Annotated in this window: 12 protein-coding genes; 2 read left to right on the top strand and 10 right to left on the bottom strand. The window is 71.3% G+C overall.

What is annotated here, in order from left to right:
- Positions 1 to 16: 16 nt before the first annotated feature.
- The 9 genes from ACZ6BB_RS37195 to kdpF form a co-directional block, all read right to left on the bottom strand.
- Positions 17 to 703, bottom strand: coding sequence for an ABC transporter (locus ACZ6BB_RS37195; protein ID WP_471619541.1), 687 nt, complete (start codon positions 701 to 703; stop codon positions 17 to 19).
- Entirely contained in the window at positions 700 to 2,232 is a 1,533-nt protein-coding gene (locus ACZ6BB_RS37190; protein WP_471619540.1) for an ABC transporter permease, read from the bottom strand. The genes ACZ6BB_RS37195 and ACZ6BB_RS37190 overlap by 4 nt, the downstream gene beginning before the upstream one ends.
- Positions 2,229 to 3,095 (bottom strand): ABC transporter ATP-binding protein, encoded by an 867-nt coding sequence (locus ACZ6BB_RS37185; RefSeq protein WP_471619539.1) that lies wholly within the window; start codon positions 3,093 to 3,095, stop codon positions 2,229 to 2,231. Before ACZ6BB_RS37185 ends, ACZ6BB_RS37190 begins: the two co-directional genes overlap by 4 nt.
- Positions 3,092 to 3,943, bottom strand: coding sequence for a zf-HC2 domain-containing protein (locus tag ACZ6BB_RS37180; RefSeq protein ID WP_471619538.1), 852 nt, complete (start codon positions 3,941 to 3,943; stop codon positions 3,092 to 3,094). The genes ACZ6BB_RS37185 and ACZ6BB_RS37180 overlap by 4 nt, the downstream gene beginning before the upstream one ends.
- Entirely contained in the window at positions 3,940 to 4,482 is a 543-nt protein-coding gene (locus ACZ6BB_RS37175; RefSeq protein WP_471619569.1) for an RNA polymerase sigma factor, read from the bottom strand. The genes ACZ6BB_RS37180 and ACZ6BB_RS37175 overlap by 4 nt, the downstream gene beginning before the upstream one ends.
- 163 nt (positions 4,483 to 4,645) lie before the next feature.
- Positions 4,646 to 5,278 (bottom strand): potassium-transporting ATPase subunit C, encoded by a 633-nt coding sequence (locus tag ACZ6BB_RS37170; RefSeq protein ID WP_471619537.1) that lies wholly within the window; start codon positions 5,276 to 5,278, stop codon positions 4,646 to 4,648.
- Between the two features lie 5 nt (positions 5,279 to 5,283).
- Positions 5,284 to 7,386 carry a potassium-transporting ATPase subunit KdpB gene (gene kdpB, locus ACZ6BB_RS37165; protein WP_471619536.1) on the bottom strand — a complete coding sequence of 701 codons (2,103 nt, stop codon included), beginning with the start codon at positions 7,384 to 7,386 and terminating at the stop codon, positions 5,284 to 5,286.
- Entirely contained in the window at positions 7,383 to 9,062 is a 1,680-nt protein-coding gene (kdpA, locus tag ACZ6BB_RS37160; protein WP_471619535.1) for a potassium-transporting ATPase subunit KdpA, read from the bottom strand. The genes kdpB and kdpA overlap by 4 nt, the downstream gene beginning before the upstream one ends.
- Before the next feature lie 7 nt (positions 9,063 to 9,069).
- Complete coding sequence (gene kdpF / locus ACZ6BB_RS37155) at positions 9,070 to 9,159, bottom strand: K(+)-transporting ATPase subunit F (RefSeq protein WP_471619534.1); 90 nt, start codon at positions 9,157 to 9,159, stop codon at positions 9,070 to 9,072.
- Between the two features lie 470 nt (positions 9,160 to 9,629).
- On the opposite strand from kdpF, the gene ACZ6BB_RS37150 reads away from it, so the two are divergent.
- Positions 9,630 to 11,585 (top strand): APC family permease, encoded by a 1,956-nt coding sequence (locus tag ACZ6BB_RS37150; protein ID WP_471619533.1) that lies wholly within the window; start codon positions 9,630 to 9,632, stop codon positions 11,583 to 11,585.
- Positions 11,586 to 11,601: 16 nt separating this feature from the next.
- On the opposite strand, the gene ACZ6BB_RS37145 is transcribed toward ACZ6BB_RS37150, so the two are convergent.
- Positions 11,602 to 14,964, bottom strand: a complete 3,363-nt coding sequence (locus ACZ6BB_RS37145) for an alpha-L-rhamnosidase-related protein (RefSeq protein ID WP_471619532.1) — start codon at positions 14,962 to 14,964, stop codon at positions 11,602 to 11,604.
- Between the two features lie 622 nt (positions 14,965 to 15,586).
- Between ACZ6BB_RS37145 and ACZ6BB_RS37140 the strand changes: the two genes are divergently transcribed.
- Positions 15,587 to 16,627 (top strand): LacI family DNA-binding transcriptional regulator, encoded by a 1,041-nt coding sequence (locus ACZ6BB_RS37140; RefSeq protein WP_471619531.1) that lies wholly within the window; start codon positions 15,587 to 15,589, stop codon positions 16,625 to 16,627.
- Positions 16,628 to 16,790: the final 163 nt, after the last annotated feature.

The raw sequence follows: 16,790 nt of genomic DNA, 5'->3' as shown, positions 1-16,790 counted from the left end.
GGCCCGGGCCCGCCGGTCAGCCAGCCCCGCCGCGCCGCCCGCGCGAGCCCGCGAAACGGCGGCGCGGCTCCCGCGCGCACACCAGCCAGACGGCGAGCAGGGCGGCGAGGGCGCCCGCCCACAGCGCATGGGCGTCGTCCCAGCGCGGGGCGCCCGGCGGTACGAGGAGCGCGAAGCGCTCCGGGAGGAGTACCCCGGCCATGACCGGCAGGGCCGTCACGGCACCCGACACGGCCGGGCCCGGCACGCTCCGCACGGTGAACCGCACCGCCGCCGCGGCCAGGGCGAGCGCCAGCGCGCACAGGGCGCCGGCCTCGACCGTCAGCGCCCCCGCCGACGACGCGGCCCATGCCTCGGCGTCGGCGCCCGCCCGCAGGACCCCCAGCACCGCCGCCCACCAGACCGCGAGCGCCGGAAGGACGAGGGCCGCGCGCACCGCCTGCCGCAGCGGACGCGGCACCGGCGGGACGCCCGTGGTGTGCCGGGCCGGGTCGTCCAGGACGAACGCCGTCCCCACCGCCCCGCACAACGCGGCCAGCCGAGCCAGGTCGACCAGCACGTCCGCCGGGAGATCCGTCGAGAACAGCACCGGTACGGCGGCGACGGCCAGCCCCAGCGCCCAGCCGGCGCTGAAGACCGCCCACGGCAGCGACCGTGCCGTGGGCCGTACCAGGGCCGCCACCAACGGCAGCCGTCGTCTCACGCGCACTGGTACTCCCGGTCGTCGGCGGTCTCGGCCGGAGCGGTGACACCCAGCAGGGCGGCCGCCCGTCCGATGGTCGTGCCCGCGGCGGACAGCTCCGCCCAGGACGCCTTCACCCTGCGGTCCACCTCCTTCGGCGGTTCTGCCAACAGCGCCCGGAGCACGGCGAGTTCACGCCCTCGCAGCACCACCGCGCTCACCGGGGCATGAATCACGCCCGGGCTGCTGAGTCCCTGCCCGAGCCTCTCGAACATCGCCTCGCCCTCCGGGGTGGCGCGGACCGCCAGCCAGACCGTCAGCACGCCCCGCGCGTCGCAGTGCACCCCCTCGTACCGCTCGTGCCCGACGACCAGCCCCCGGGCGACGCTCGCGGCGAACTCCAGCTCCCGCTCGCCGCCCCACGCGGTGGTCGCCGTCGACTCGCCGGGTGCGGCGGGTGAGGGCTCCCCGTCGCCCGACGGTCCGTCGAGCGCGGCGACCCGCTGCCGTACGGTCAGTGCGCGGGTCGCGTCCGGTGCGCCGGCCAGCGACCGCACCGCCTCCGTCACCCGGGCCCACTCGCCGATCCAGGGGGTGAACTCGGGGAAGGCACAGTACGTCGTCGCTCCGCGCCGCTCGCAGTCCTGGACCGCCGCCGGGTCGCGGGTCGCCGTCTCCCGTGCCGCGCGCACCGCGTCCGACGGTGCCGTGCCCTGGAGGACCACGGTGGTCACGACCGCGCCGAGCGCCCCCAGCGCGGTGGCCCGCACGGCCCGCCCCCGGCCGCCGCTCACCAGGACCGCGCCGGCGGCCACCAGCACCGCGAGCGCCAGCAGGTACAGGGCGTGCCATGCGGCGGGCCGGCCCACCAGGTCGGACGGCAGTGGCCGGGCGCCCTCGTCGAAGAGCACGGGGGTCAGCCCGCGCAGCCAGGCCGCGCTGCGCGCGTCGGCCACGAAGACCATGGTGACGGCCAGGACGGCGACCACGGCCAGGGGCGCCACGAACGCCGACCGGGCGACCCGGCCGAGCAGCACGCCGAGGGCGGCGGGCAGGAGGACCAGAAGCGGCCCGGTCACCAGCTCGGAGACCGAGCCGTGGCCCACGGCCCCGGGTTTCAGTGCCGCCGCCGTGAACTGCCCGGCCACGATCAGCGCCCCGACCGCGGCCGTCGGCAGCACCGACAGCAGATGCGCGAGCGTACGCCGCCACGGCTGCAGCACCAGCACCCCGAAGTACGCCTCCGTGCCCCGCCGGTGCGAGCGCAGGACCGCCAGGTTCACGGCGACCAGTACCGCCAGCCCCAGCAGCAGTTGTCCGATCTGTGTCTCGCGGTCGATGTCCTGGAGCACCGGATAGGCGTCCTCCGCCGCGTCGCCCGACCGCAGGAGGAGGGCCACGTACGTCACGAGAGCGATCAGCACCAGGGGGTGCAGCAGCAGGCGCCGCGCCTCCACCCGGGCCAGCGCGAGCACCACCCGCGCGCCGCCGCGGGCCAGTACCGACTCCGGCTTCGGCGCGGCCACCGGCGTCCCCGTCATCGTGGTCACGCGGCCACCTCCGCCACCGGATCGCCGCCGAGCGAGAGGAGGTAGCCGTCCTCCAGCGTCGGTTCGGCCAGCCGGGCGCCCGCGGGCGGGTCCCCGACGTTGCGGAACTCGCCCGTCCCGGTGCGCCATCCGGCACGGGCGCCCGGCTGCCGGTCCCCGCTGTTCCACACCCGGCCGTCCGCCACCGCCGTCAGCTCCGCGGGCGTGCCGTCGAACCGGACCCGGCCCCTGTCCATCACCACCACCCGGTGGCACAGCATCGCCACGTCCTCGGTCTGATGGGTGGACAGCAGCACCGTCCGGCCCTCGCCGGCCTCCGCGATCAACTCCCGGAACCGCATGCGCTGTTCGGGGTCGAGCCCGACCGTCGGCTCGTCCAGGACCAGGAAGCCCGGGTCGCCGACCAGGGCCGCCGCGAGCGCGACGCGCTGCCGCATGCCGCCGGAGAGCCGCCGTATCCGCTTGCCCCGCACCTCCGCGAGGCCGACCGCGTCGAGGACCCGGCGGGTCTCGGCGTGCCGGGCCCGCCGGTCGGTCAGCTCCTTGAGGATCGCCACGTAGTCGATGAACTCGAAGGCCGTGAAGTCCGGATGGAATCCGGGGTTCTGCGGCAGATAGCCGAGGACCCGTCGTACGTCCTGCCGTCCGTGGACCGTGCTCGGGTCGTGTCCGAGGACGGTGAAGGCGCCGTTGTCCGGGGGCGTGGCCGTCGCCAGGACGCGCAGCAGGGTGGTCTTGCCCGCGCCGTTGGGGCCGAGCAGGCCCGTGACACCCTCGAAGAGCCGCAGCGTCACGTCGTCCACCGCCGGGGTGCCGCGATAGCTCAGGGTCAGCCCGGCGGCGGAGACCGTGGGTCGTGTCATGACAGCCTCCTGGCTGCGAATCGAAGGTATCCGTGGGAAGGGCCGAGACGGCCGGAGTCGAAGCGGTCCCGTGCCGCGACCAGCAGCACCGTCGCCACCGTCGCGACGGCCGCCGCCGCGCCCTGGCCCTCGGCGGTGAAGGGCAGCGGTGTGCCGGACGCCAGCAGGCGGCTCAGCACCACCAGTGCGGTCCACCCGGCCCCGACCAGCGCCGGCGCGAGGACGGGGCCCAGCCGGGGCGTCAGCGCGACGCCCGTCGCGGTCAGCGCGAGCGCCGGCAGCAGCCAGCCGAGCGCCGCCAGGCCGAGCGACGGCAGCGCGAGGCTCGCCAGCCCGCTCAGCAGGGTCGTCGTCGAGAGCACCGCGACCGTGCGCACCATCAGCAGACGGAACGTGTGCATCGGCGCGACCACGGCCGTCTCGTACGTCGGGTCGAGCCCCGGTCCGAACGCCAGCGCCACCCCTGCCAACGGCAGCAGCGGTGCCGTGGCCAGGAGCATCAGCGGCGACGCGACCAGTGCCACGCCGACCGCGAGCAGCAGGGTGAGGGCCACGGCGCCGAGCCAGGAACGGCGCAGCACGGGGGTCGCCGCGAGCAGCCGCGCGGTGTGGTCGGCGACGCCCAGCCGGAGCAGCAGCGACTCGGCGAAGTCCGGCCTCGGGGCGTCGAGTTCGTCCTCCAGCCTGGCCCAGCCCGCGTCGATCTCGGCGGGCGGGACATGGGCCGAGAGCGAGGCCCGGCAGTCGGCGCAGACCGCGAGGTGTGTCTCGACGGACCACAGCCGGGGGGCGGCCAGCGTTCGCCGGGCGTACTCCCGCAGGTCCCCGTCGTCGGCGTGCCAGCTCATGTCAGGCCCTCCCGCAGTTGCTTCCGGGCGCGCAGGGCCCGGGTCTTGACCGTGCCCGGGGGAATGCCGAGCAGGACGGCCGCCTCACGGGTCGTCAGGCCGTCGATCACCGTGGCCTGCAGCACGGCCCGCAGCTCCGGCGAGAGTGCGGCCAGCGACCCCGCCAGGTCGCCGTGCTGCACCCGGGCCAGCACCTGTTCCTCTGCCGACACCTCCTCGCGCTGCCGCAGCCTGGCGAGCGCCTGCCGCAACCGGCCGCGGGCTCCGTCGCCCCGCAGCGCGTCCACCAGACGGCGCGATCCGATCCGCCACAGCCAGCCCGCCACGTCGCCCTCGCGCCGGTACCGGGCTGCTCCCCGCCACACGTCGAGGAACGTCTCCTGGACGACGTCGTCGACCAGCACCGGGTCGGCGCACCGTCCGCGCAGCCGCAGCACGAGCCATGGCGCGTACCTCCGGTACAGCTCCTCGAACGCCCGGCGGTCTCCGTCGGCGACCGCCCGCAGCAGTTCGGCGTCGCCCGGGCTCCCCCGCTTCATCTCGCTCACACCCCCTCATCGGACGAGACCCCCCGAGCGGTTCACACCGCGAGCGAGGAGTCAGGTCGCGCAGGGGGCATGGGGTCGTCGGACCCCCGTCGCCAGGGGGGTGCGCGCGTCGCCGGATGGATCCGCGACGGGCCCGGCCACGACCGCACGGCCGTCAGCTCCTGGCGACGAGTGCCCTGAGCGCGATGTTGAGTTCGAGGACGTTCACCCGGGGCTCACCCATGAAGCCGAGGGTACGGCCGACGGTGTGCTCGTCGACGAGCCTGCGCACCTGCCCGACGGAGAGTCCGTTCCGCGAAGCCACCCGGTGCACCTGGAGGTCGGCGTACCGCGGGGAGATGTCCGGGTCCAGTCCGGAACCGGAGGAGGTGACCGCGTCGGCGGGGACCTGGGAGGGCTTGACGGTGTAGCCGGGCACGGAGTTGTCCCTGACGACCTTCGCCTTCGTCTCCTCGACCGACGCGATGAGCTTCTTGCTGTCGGCGGAGAGGTTGGTCGCGCCCGAGAGGATCAGCTTGTACCGGGTGTTGACCGAGTTCTCGCCGAGGCCGCCGGCCGGCCGGGGGTGGAAGTAGTCGAGGCTGTAGCCCTGTTGGCCGATCAGCGAGGAACCGACGACCTTTCCGTCGTACGTGATCTCCGAGCCGTTGGCCTTGTCCTGGAAGAGGGCCTGGGCGACGCCGGTGACGGCCAGTGGGTAGATGACGCCCGTGACCAGGGTCAGCACCAGCAGGGCCCGCAGCCCCGCCCACAGCAACCGGCCTGTGTTCGATACGGAGTTGTTCATGGCTGTCAGCCGATCCCGGGGATGAGGGAGATGAGCAGGTCGATGAGCTTGATGCCGACGAAGGGGGCGATCAGTCCGCCGATGCCGTAGACGGTGAGATTGCGGCGGAGCAGTTTGTCGGCGCTGACCGGCCGGTACTGCACGCCCTTCAGGGACAGCGGCACCAGCGCGATGATGATCAGCGCGTTGAAGATGACGGCCGACAGGATCGCGGAGTCCGGCGAGGACAGGCCCATGATGTCGAGCTTGTCCAGGCCCGGGTGGACGGCCGCGAACAGCGCCGGGATGATCGCGAAGTACTTGGCGACGTCGTTGGCGATGGAGAACGTGGTCAACGCGCCCCGGGTGATCAGGAGTTGCTTGCCGATCTCGACGATCTCGATCAGCTTGGTCGGGTCGGAGTCGAGGTCGACCATGTTGCCGGCCTCCTTGGCGGCCGACGTGCCGGTGTTCATGGCCACGCCGACGTCGGCCTGGGCCAGCGCGGGGGCGTCGTTGGTGCCGTCTCCGGTCATCGCGACGAGCTTGCCGCCCGCCTGCTCCCGCTTGATGAGGGCCATCTTGTCCTCGGGGGTGGCCTCGGCGAGGAAGTCGTCGACGCCCGCCTCCTCGGCGATCGCCTTCGCCGTCAACGGGTTGTCGCCCGTGATCATGACGGTCCTGATGCCCATGCGGCGCAGCTCGTCGAACCGCTCCCGCATGCCTTCCTTGACGACGTCCTTGAGGTGGATGACACCCAGCACCCGGGCGCCCTCGGCGTCTTCGACCGCGACCAGCAGCGGGGTACCCCCGGCCTCCGAGATCCGGTCGGTCAACTCCCGTGCGTCGCAAGCGACTTCGCCGCCCTGCTCCTCGACCCATGTGATGACCGAACCGGCAGCGCCCTTGCGGATCCTGCGCCCCTCGACGTCCACGCCCGACATCCGGGTCTGCGCGGTGAAGGCGATCCACTCGGCCCCGGCCAGCTCGCGCTCGCGCAGTCCGTACTTCTCCTTCGCCAGTACGACGACGGAGCGGCCCTCGGGTGTCTCGTCGGCCAGCGACGACAGCTGGGCGGCGTCGGCGACTTCGGCGCCCGTCGCCCCGCGCACCGGCACGAACTCGGCGGCCTGCCGGTTGCCGAGGGTGATGGTGCCGGTCTTGTCGAGCAGCAGCGTCGACACGTCACCCGCCGCCTCGACCGCACGACCGGACATGGCCAGGACGTTGCGCTGCACCAGCCGGTCCATGCCCGCGATGCCGATGGCGGAGAGCAGGGCGCCGATGGTGGTCGGGATGAGGCAGACCAGCAGGGCGACCAGCACGACCATCGTGAGGTGGGTGCCCGCGTAATCCGCGAACGGCGGCAGCGTGGCACAGGCCAGCAGGAACACGATGGTCAGCGAGGCGAGCAGGATGTTCAGCGCGATCTCGTTGGGCGTCTTCTGCCGGGCCGCGCCCTCGACCAGGTTGATCATCCGGTCGATGAAGGTCTCACCGGGCTTCGTCGTGATCTTGATGACGATCCGGTCGGAGAGGACCTTCGTGCCACCGGTGACGGCGCTGCGGTCGCCGCCGGACTCGCGGATGACGGGAGCCGACTCACCGGTGATCGCCGACTCGTCGACGGAGGCCACCCCTTCGACCACGTCTCCGTCGCCGGGGATGATGTCGCCGGCCTCGCAGACGACCAGGTCACCGATCTTCAGCCCGGTTCCGGGGACCTCGGTGCCGTCCACGAGACGTGCCACCGTGTCGGTCTTGGCCTTGCGGAGCGTGTCGGCCTGGGCCTTGCCGCGGCCCTCGGCGACCGCCTCCGCGAGGTTGGCGAAGACGACGGTCAGCCACAGCCAGACGCTGATGGTCCAGCCGAACCAGTCGCCGGGGTCCTTGAAGGAGAACACCGTGGTCAGCACGGACCCGATCCACACCACGAACATCACGGGCGACTTGACCAGCACCCGGGGGTCGAGCTTGCGGAAGGCGTCCGGCAGCGACTTGACCAGCTGCTTGGGGTCGAAGAGGCCCGCGCCGACACGGCCCTCGGGAGCCTTGTGCCCGGTGGGCGCGTCCTGATGGGGCGCGAGGGTGGGAGTGGACATCTCTTCGCTTTCGGTACGGGTGGTCATGACGCCAGCCCCTCGGCCAGCGGCCCCAGTGCGAGCGCGGGGAAGTACGTCAGACCGGTGATGATGAGGATCGCGCCCACCAACAGCCCGGTGAACAGCGGCTTCTCGGTGCGCAGGGTGCCCGCGGTAACCGGCACCGGCTTCTGTTCGCCGAGCGAGCCGGCCAGCGCCAGGACGAACACCATCGGCAGGAAGCGGCCGAGCAGCATCGCGAGTCCGGTCATGGTGTTGAACCAGTCGGTGTTCGCGTTCAGGCCGGCGAAGGCCGAGCCGTTGTTGTTGGCCGCGGAGGTGAAGGCGTACAGCACTTCGGAGAATCCGTGCGCGCCGGAGTTGAGCATCGAGTGCGGTGGGGTCGCCAGCGCCATGGAGATCGCCGTGCAGACCAGCACCAGTGCCGGGGTGATCAGGATGTAGCAGGCGGCGAGCTTGATCTGCCGGGTGCCGATCTTCTTGCCCAGGTACTCGGGCGTACGGCCGACCATCAGCCCGGCGACGAACACCGCGATGACGGCCATGATCAGCATGCCGTAGAGGCCGGAGCCGGTACCGCCGGGCGCGATCTCCCCCAGCATCATGCCGAGCATGGTGATCCCGCCGCCCAGGCCGGTGAAGGACGAGTGGAAGGAGTCCACCGCCCCGGTCGACGTCAGGGTCGTGGACACCGCGAAGATCGACGAGGAACCGACCCCGAACCGCACCTCCTTGCCCTCCGTCGCACCGCCGGCGATCTGCAACGCCGGTCCGTGGTGGGCGAACTCGGTCCACATCATCAGGGCGACGAAGCCGACCCAGATGGTGGCCATGGTCGCCAGGATCGCGTAGCCCTGCTTGACCGAGCCGACCATGACACCGAAGGTGCGGGTCAGCGCGAACGGGATCACCAGCAGCAGGAAGATCTCGAAGAGGTTGGTGAAGGGCGTCGGATTTTCGAACGGGTGCGCGGAGTTGGCGTTGAAGTAGCCGCCGCCGTTGGTGCCCAGCTCTTTGATGGCCTCCTGCGAGGCGACGGCGCCGCCGTTCCACTGCTGCGAGGCGCCCGTACCGTGCCCATGGAAGAACTGGCCGACCTCGTGGATACCGGAGAAGTTCTGGATCGTCCCGCAGGCCACGAGCACGATCGCCGCGATCGCCGCGCCCGGCACGAGAATCCTGAACGTGCCGCGCACCAGGTCGGCCCAGAAGTTGCCGAGTTCTCCGGTGCGCGAGCGGGCGAAGCCTCGTACGAGCGCCACGGCGACGGCGATGCCGACGGCCGCCGAGACGAAGTTCTGCACGGCGAGACCGGCTGTCTGGACGACATGGCCCATGGTCTGCTCGCCGTAGTACGACTGCCAGTTGGTGTTCGTCACGAAGGACACGGCCGTGTTGAACGACTGCGCCGGGTCGACCGGGTCGAAGCCCAGCGAGCCGGGCAGGACGCCCTGCAGCCGCTGGAGCAGGTAGAGGAAGAGGACGCCGACCGCCGAGAAGGCCAGGACACCGCGCAGGTACGCGGGCCAGCGCATCTCGGTGTCCGGGTCGGCGCCGATGCACCGGTAGGTCCACTTCTCGACCCGCCAGTGCCGGTCGGAGGAGTAGACCCTGGCCATGTAGATGCCGAGGGGGGCGTGGGCGAGCGCCAGAGCCGCCATGAGGGCCAGCAGCTGGAGGACGCCGGCGAGTACGGGACCCATGTGGTTCTCAGAACCTCTCCGGGAAGACCAGGGCGAGGACGAGATAGCCCACCAGGGCGACGGCCACGACCAGGCCGACGACGTTCTCGACGGTCACAGCCGGGTCACCCCCTTGGCGACCAGAGCCACCAGCGCGAACACCGCGACCGTGACGACGACGAAGGCCACATCGGCCATCGCGAACTCCTAGAGCGGGAAGAGCTACGAGAAAGAACCGGACGTTTCGAGGAAACCTCCTCGGCGGCCGGAATCGATCGGCCTTGACACGTCCCTGACGGCGATGCCGTCGGCTTTGACGGACCCCTGACGCGCCCGCCCCGCGCGCTCCTCCCGCAGACCTCGCGCACACCTCGCACGCATGCCCCGCACGCCCCCGTGCGGGCCCGGACCACAGCACGTCCCCGCAGCACGTCCCGCAGGCGGGACAGCGGCCGACGAAGACCTTAACGAGGTCTTGACGCCGCCCGGCCCCGTTCCCCATGGCCTGGGCATCACTCGTTGCCTACGCTGATGCGTCGGTCTTCCGATGGCCGGAAACGTTCGTATCACCGCACGTCAGGAGCGTTCATGGGCACCCTGGAGGGCACCCGCACCAGCCGCCTGCGGGCATGGATGCTGGAGGGCCTGTCCGACATGGGCAAGGGCGGCGGCCACACCGGGCCGCCCGCCGCGCCCCGGTCCGAGCACACCGGCCGGCCGTGGTGGCGGGTGATGTGCCTGACGGGCGTCGACTACTTCTCCACCCTCGGCTACCAACCGGGCATCGCCGCGCTCGCGGCCGGCCTCCTCTCCCCCGTGGCGACGATCGTCCTCGTGATCGTCACCCTCGCCGGAGCGCTCCCCGTCTACCGCCGCGTGACCGAGGAGAGTCCCCGGGGCGAGGGCTCGATCGCGATGCTGGAGCGCCTGCTGACGTTCTGGAAGGGCAAGCTCTTCGTCCTCACCCTGCTGGGCTTCGCGGCGACCGACTTCCTGATCACCATCACCCTGTCGGCCGCGGACGCCTCGACCCACCTGATCGAGAACCCGCACCTCACCGACGCCCTGCACGACAAACAGCTCCTCATCACACTCGTCCTCATCGCCCTGCTGGGCGCGGTGTTCCTCAAGGGCTTCCTGGAGGCCATCGGCGTCGCGGTGGCCCTGGTGGGCGTCTACCTCGCGCTGAACGTCGTGGTCGTGGTGACCGGCCTGTGGCACGTCGTGACCGAGGGCCATGTCGTCACCGACTGGACGAGCGCGCTGACCGCCGAGCACGGCAATGTCTTCGTCATGATCGGCGTGGCATTGATCGTCTTCCCCAAGCTCGCGCTCGGTCTCTCCGGCTTCGAGACCGGTGTGGCGGTCATGCCGCACGTGCAGGGCGACCCGGACGACACGGAGGAGCGTCCCGCCGGCCGTATCCGCGACACGAAGAAGCTCCTGACCGCGGCCGCCGTGATCATGAGTGTCTTCCTGGTCTGCACGAGCTTCATCACCACCCTGCTCATCCCGGAGAAGGAGTTCGAGCCGGGCGGCGACGCCAACGGACGTGCTCTGGCGTATCTGGCGCACGACTACCTGGGGAGCGCCTTCGGCACGGTCTACGACGTGTCCACGATCGCCATCCTCTGGTTCGCGGGCGCCTCCGCCATGGCCGGCCTGCTGAACCTGATGCCGCGCTACCTGCCCCGCTACGGCATGGCCCCGCACTGGGCCCGCGCGGTCCGCCCCATGGTCATCGTCTTCACCCTGGTGGGCTTCCTGGTCACCTGGATCTTCGACGCGGACGTCGACGCGCAGGGCGGCGCCTACGCGACGGGTGTCCTGGTCCTGATCAGCTCGGCGGCGATCGCGGTGACCATCGCCGCCCGCAAGGCCGGCCAGCGCGGCTGGACCCTCGCCTTCGGCGTCATCTCGGTCGTCTTCCTCTACACCACCGTCCTGAACGTCGTCGAACGCCCCGACGGTGTGAAGATCGGCGCCTGCTTCATCGCAGGCATCATCCTCGTCTCCCTCCTGTCCCGCCTGGCCCGCGCCTTCGAACTGCGGGTGACGAGCGTGCGGCTGGACGACATGGCGGAACGTTTCGTCCGGGACATCGCCCACCGCAGGATCCGCTTCATCGCCAACGAGCCCGACAACCGTGACCTCACCGAGTACCGCGAGAAGATCGAACAGATCCGCCACGACAACGACGTCCCCGCCACCGAGGACTTCGTCTTCGTCGAGGTGACGGTGACGGACCCCTCGGAGTTCGAGGCCGGACTGACGGTCCGGGGCGAGGTCATGCACGGCCGCTACCGCGTGCTGACCCTGGAGTCGTCCTCGATCCCCAACGCCCTGGCCGCCCTGCTCCTGCACGTCCGTGACGCGACCGGCGCCATGCCGCACATCTACTTCGAATGGACCGAGGGCGGCCCCTTCGCCAACTTCCTGCGCTTCTTCCTCTTCGGCCAGGGCGAGGTCGCCCCCGTCACCCGGGAGGTCCTGCGCGAGGCCGAGAAGAACCGCGCCCGACGCCCCCGGGTGCACGTGGGCTGACCGCCCGCCGGGATCCTCAGCCGACGCGGAGGTCGGCGAGCTGGAGCCGGTACCTGGCGGTCTCGTCCGAGGCGGGTCTGCCGAGTTTCGTGACCCTCAGCCGCAGGTACCGTCCGGTGGCGGCGGTGAGGGTGTAGGTCCGGGCGGCTCCGCCGGGGTTCGGTTCGCCGGTGACGGTGCGGGCGGTGGTCCAGGCGGTGGCGCCGTCGGCCCGGGTCCGGATCGTGAAGTCGACGGGGAAACCCGCCGTTCCGCCGCCCGCGGCTCCCGTGTCGGTGCGGGGGTGGAGGGTGACGGAGCCGACGGGCCGGTCGGCGCCCAGGTCGATCTGGATCCACACGGGCGTGTCCCCGACATCGGCCGAGGGGAAGTCGATGCTGGTGAAGCCCTTGGCACCGGCGACGCTGGTGACCGTGCCGTCCAGCACCCGTGTCTTGCCCCAGTCGCCGTTCTCCAGCGTGCAGTTGGAGGTGACGGTGGTCGCGGCGGTGGGGACGGTGAGTTCGGCGAGCTGCAGCCGGTACTTGGCGCTCTCGTCGACCGCGGGGGCACCGAGCCGCGTGGCCTGCAGGCGGACGTACCGGGCGGTGGTGGTCCTGAAGCCGTACGTCTGGACCCGGCCCTCGGGATCGCTCTGCCCGTCGACGGTGCGGACGGTGGTGTAGGAGCCGGCGCCGTCGGCCCGGGTCCGGATCGTGAAGTCGACGGGGAAACCCGCCGTTCCGCCCCCGACGGCCGGGGTGTCGGTGCGGGGGAAGAGACGTACGGCGTCGAGGTCGGTGTCGGCGCCGAGGTCGACCTCGACCCAGACGGGGTTGGCGCCGACGTCGGCGGAGGCGAACTCGTTGCTGGTGTAGCCGCGCGCGCCGCTGACGCCGGTGAGTCTGCCGTCGGTGAGCCGGTTCCTGCCCCACTCACCGTTCTCCAGACTGTTGTTGCCGGTGACCGGACGGGCGAGCGCGAGATCGTCGAGCCGGCCCGCGCCGGTGATCGTGAAGGTCCACGCTCCCGGCTGGAGCAGGTAGTAGACGTACGAGGCGTCCTTGCCGTCGTAGGTCAGCCCGCTGACGCTCCCGGTGGAGGAGCCACCGGTGAAGACGGTGGTGTCGTTCGCCCTGATGACCGGGGACGGACCCCCGTACGTCGGCACCCCCACGCGCGCGGTGGTCCCGCCCGGAGACGCGAGCGTGAGGGTCGCCTCGGTGCCGTCGCGGGTGATCCCGAAACGGATGTCGCCCTTGACGGCGGGTACGACAGAGTTGATCTTCGTCAGGGTGCCGGTCTGCGGGATCACTTCGTAGGTGCTCCAGCCCGGCTCGGTGGGCCGGACGCCCGCGGCGTAGGCGGACAGGGCGTACAGCGGGCCGCCGTTCCAGGCGTGGTTGTCCGTACCGGCGTTCTTGTCCCACAGCTCCCACAGGGTGTGGCAGACCGGGTCGGTGACCTGGGCGGCGAACCGGTTGCGTATCCGCTCCTCGGCGACCGTGGCCGCTCCCATGAGGTAGAGCGCTTCGAGGACGTAGAACTCCATGTAGGGGCTGGCGTTGAGGTGGGTGCGCAGCACCTCGGTGATGGCCGGGTACCGCGAGGCGGGGGCCAGGCCGGCGACGACGGCGAGGCCGTTTGCCCGGTCGTCGGTGTCGCGGGTGTACCCGGGTGAGCGGTACTCCTTCTTCGAGGAGTTCCACAGGACGCGGTCGAAGTTGGCCTTGATGCTGTCGCGCCGGGACCTCCACCCGGCCACGTCGCCGCCGTTGCCGCTGAGGTCGGCGAGCTTGGCGGCGGTGTCCAGGGCGAGGTGGTACCAGCAGTTGTCGAGGACACGGGCGTCGATGTCGGTGCCCCAGTCCTCCCAGTCCCAGTCCCCGGCACGGTGGTTGACCAGGCCGTCGCCGTCCAGGGTCCACAGGTCGAGGTACTTCTTCACCGCCGGGTAGACGCCGGTGACGGCGTCCGCGTCGCCCGTGTAGAGGTAGTACGTCCAGAACGACCACACCGAGGCCAGCATCTGCACGGGCAGTTCGGCGGTCCAGATCGTCGCGGGGACCGGTGAGTACAGGGCTCCCCCGGGCTTCTGCCAGGCGGCGAGCTGGGCGATGGCCTTCTTGCCGAGGGCGTGGGACCTGGTGTCGAAGGTGTAGAAGCCCTCCTTGAGCTGGTTGACCACGTCACCCCACCACTGGGCCCGTTCGCGGGTGGGACAGTCCATGTAGTTGTCGCGCATGTTGACGTACATGGTGCGGGCTGCCTTGGTCCACAGCGTGTCCAGGAAGGCGTCGCTGCTGCTGAACGACCCGGCGAAGTCGGTGTCGTAGCCCGACTCCCGGTACTTCAGCTCCAGGATCGTCACATCGGAGGGGATGGTGTACCGCACCGCGGTGCCGCTCATCCATCCCAGTGACTCGAACTCCTGCACACCACCGGCGCATACGTAGGTGGCGCGCATGTTGTACTGCGTCCCGGGCTCGATGCCCACCAGGCCCGCGCCGTCGTCGTAGTGGTCCGTCCGGATCCCGATCACGGCCCCGGCCGGTGCGTCCACCTTCAGGAACGGGGTCACCTGGATGTTGGACGGCAGCGTGGCCGAGATCGCGGTGGACCCGCGCCCCGTGGTCGGCAGCGACGAGGCGTTGGTGTAGGTCTTGAGGCCCGAGCAGCGGAACTGCGGGATCGGCCGCTCGACGAGACCGTTCCAGGGCGCGGCGCCCGCGCTACCGAAGTCCGTCGGCGCGGTCCAGGCGCTGTCGTCGAAGCCGGGCGAGCGCCAGCCCGCCATGACGGCGGCGGCACGGGCGTCGTAGTGCACGTTGGACTCGGGCAGCCGGAAGTTCACCTGTGTACCGCTGGTGTCGTTCGCGTAGCCCGGGTGGACGGTGTGCTTCCAGCCGGTGTCGCTGACCAGCCGGGTGGTGTCCGCACCGGCCTCGATCTCCGACTGGAACAGCAGCCCGCCCTTGCCGCTGCTGTTGTGCGAGAAGCCCTGCTTGCCGAAGTACCACACCAGCAGCGCCACCGTGTTGCCGCCGCTCCTCAGGTACGGGGCGAGATCGATCTCGTCGTAGTAGGTGTCCGTGCGGTTCGGACCGCGCTTGAGCCCGCCCTCGAAGACCACCAGCGTGCCGTTGACCCACAGCCAGTACTTGGAGTCGGCAGCGATCCGCGTCACCGCCTTCGCGGGCGCGGCGTCCAGGGTGAACGATCTACGGAAGGCCACCCACTGGTTCGCCGAACTGGTCGGCGCCCAGATCCACTTCGCGCTCCAGGAGACCGCGGCGGACGCCGTGGCGGCGAGCCCGGGCACGATCAGGGAGCCCAGGGTGGGGGCGAGGGCGACGGCGACGGCCGAGCGCAGGGCGGTACGGCGTGAGAGGTCGGGCATGGGGGCTCTCCTGCTGTCGAGGGATGGTCTCGGGGGTGGTGGCAGAGGGCACAGGGCAGAGGGGACGGCTCGGCGCGGGTCAGACGGCCATCCACTGCCGGTTCGCACCGGAGGCGCGGGGCGCCTGGGCGAGGGCCGGCCTGCCGGCGGTCGAGGCACGGGAGTTCTGCCGGCAATTGCCGCTGTTGACGTCGCCGAGCCGGTAGGCACGAAGGTCACCTGACGGATGTCGGGCATCTCCCGGCCGGAGGTGTCTCATGGGCGTTCCTTCGTTCGTACGGGGCGGGATGAAACGACTCGATCAAGGGAGCGATGACCCTCGGCTGATACGGCGGCGGGCTTCGGATGTGGCGGGACGGGCGGGTGCCGGGTCGGCCGGACGCTCGAATCAGCCTTGCTCGGAAGCCATGGGCTCCCCGGTCACGGTCGTTCCCTTTCGGCATCCCGCTCCGGGCGCCCGGATGTGGCACGGACCGACGCCCTGCACTTTTGTGTAACGTGCCACAAAGGGACGCCCCAAAGATTGAGGCGAGGAGGCCGGAGCCGTCAAGCCATCTGCGAGTAACGTTCCCGAAACGCCGTACGGGCAGGGCCATGCATGACAACGGAGGTGGGGACCCCAGTGCAACCAGCGGGCGGTTCGAAGCGAGCCACCATCGCCGATGTCGCGCGCAGCGCCGGCGTGTCCACCTCGGCGGTGTCGAAGGTCCTGAACAACGCCTACGGGGTGAGCCCGGCGATGCGCGAGCGGGTGCGGCGGGCCATGACCGAGCTGGATTACCGCCCGCACGCGGCCGCACGCGGCATGCGGGGCCGGACGTACACGATCGGCGTGCTGCTCGCGAGCATCCGCAACGCCTTCTACGCCGACCTCCTGGACGGTGTGAACGCCGCCCTGCGGGACACCGAGTACGCGCTGTTCCTGGGCTCCGGCGGCTCCGACGAGATGGCGGAGCAGACGAGGCTGATCCACGCCATGGCGGACCGGCAGATGGACGGCCTGATCCTGATCGCGCCCGCCGTCCCACGCACGGAGGTGGTGCGCCTGGCGGCGGAGGTGCCGACCGTGGTGATCGGCCACCACGACCCCTCCACGGCCTACGACAGCGTGGTCAACCAGGACGGGGCCGGTGTCGACCTGGTGGTCGACCACCTGGTGACCCTGGGACACCGGGACATCGCCCACATCTCGCATCCGACGGTGCGCGGCAGCCAGTGGGAACAGCGGCCCGAGCACCAGGTGAGGGCCGCCTACCGTGCCGCGATGACCCGGCACGGCCTGGCGGATCTGGCCCGGGTGGTGCACTCCGGATACTCCGACGAGGGCGGCTACGCGGGTGCCCGGGAACTGCTCACCTCCGCACGTCCGCCCACCGCGATCTTCGCCGGGGCGGACGTCGCCGCCACCGGTGTCTTCCGGGCCGCCGCCGAGCTGGGCCTGCGCATCCCCGACGACCTCTCGCTCGCCGGCTACAACAACACCTCGGTCGCCGCACTGGCACCGGTGAGCCTGACCAGCGTCGACCAGGCGGGCGCGATGATGGGCGAGACCGCCGCCCGGCTGCTGCTGGAGCGACTGGAGAAGCGGCGCGACCGCGCTGTCGTCATGGCCTCGACGCCGCACCTGGTCACGCGCGGCAGCACCGCGCCGCCGCGCGGCTGACCGCCCGGATCCGGCGGCCACGGACCCGGTCCGACCGGCCGCACCGGCCGCACCAGCCACACCTCAACGCTGCCTGATCCGCCGAAACTCTCCCTCCACTCTTGACGCGCAGGGCAGCTCCGTCCCTCGGTTGAGTCGTTTCAAGCGTGGAACGTTCCACATG

The sequence above is a fragment of the Streptomyces sp. NPDC041108 genome, assembly GCF_055592645.1.
The sequence above is the reverse complement of the archived record's forward strand: the minus strand, read 5'-3'. Positions and strand labels throughout refer to the sequence as shown.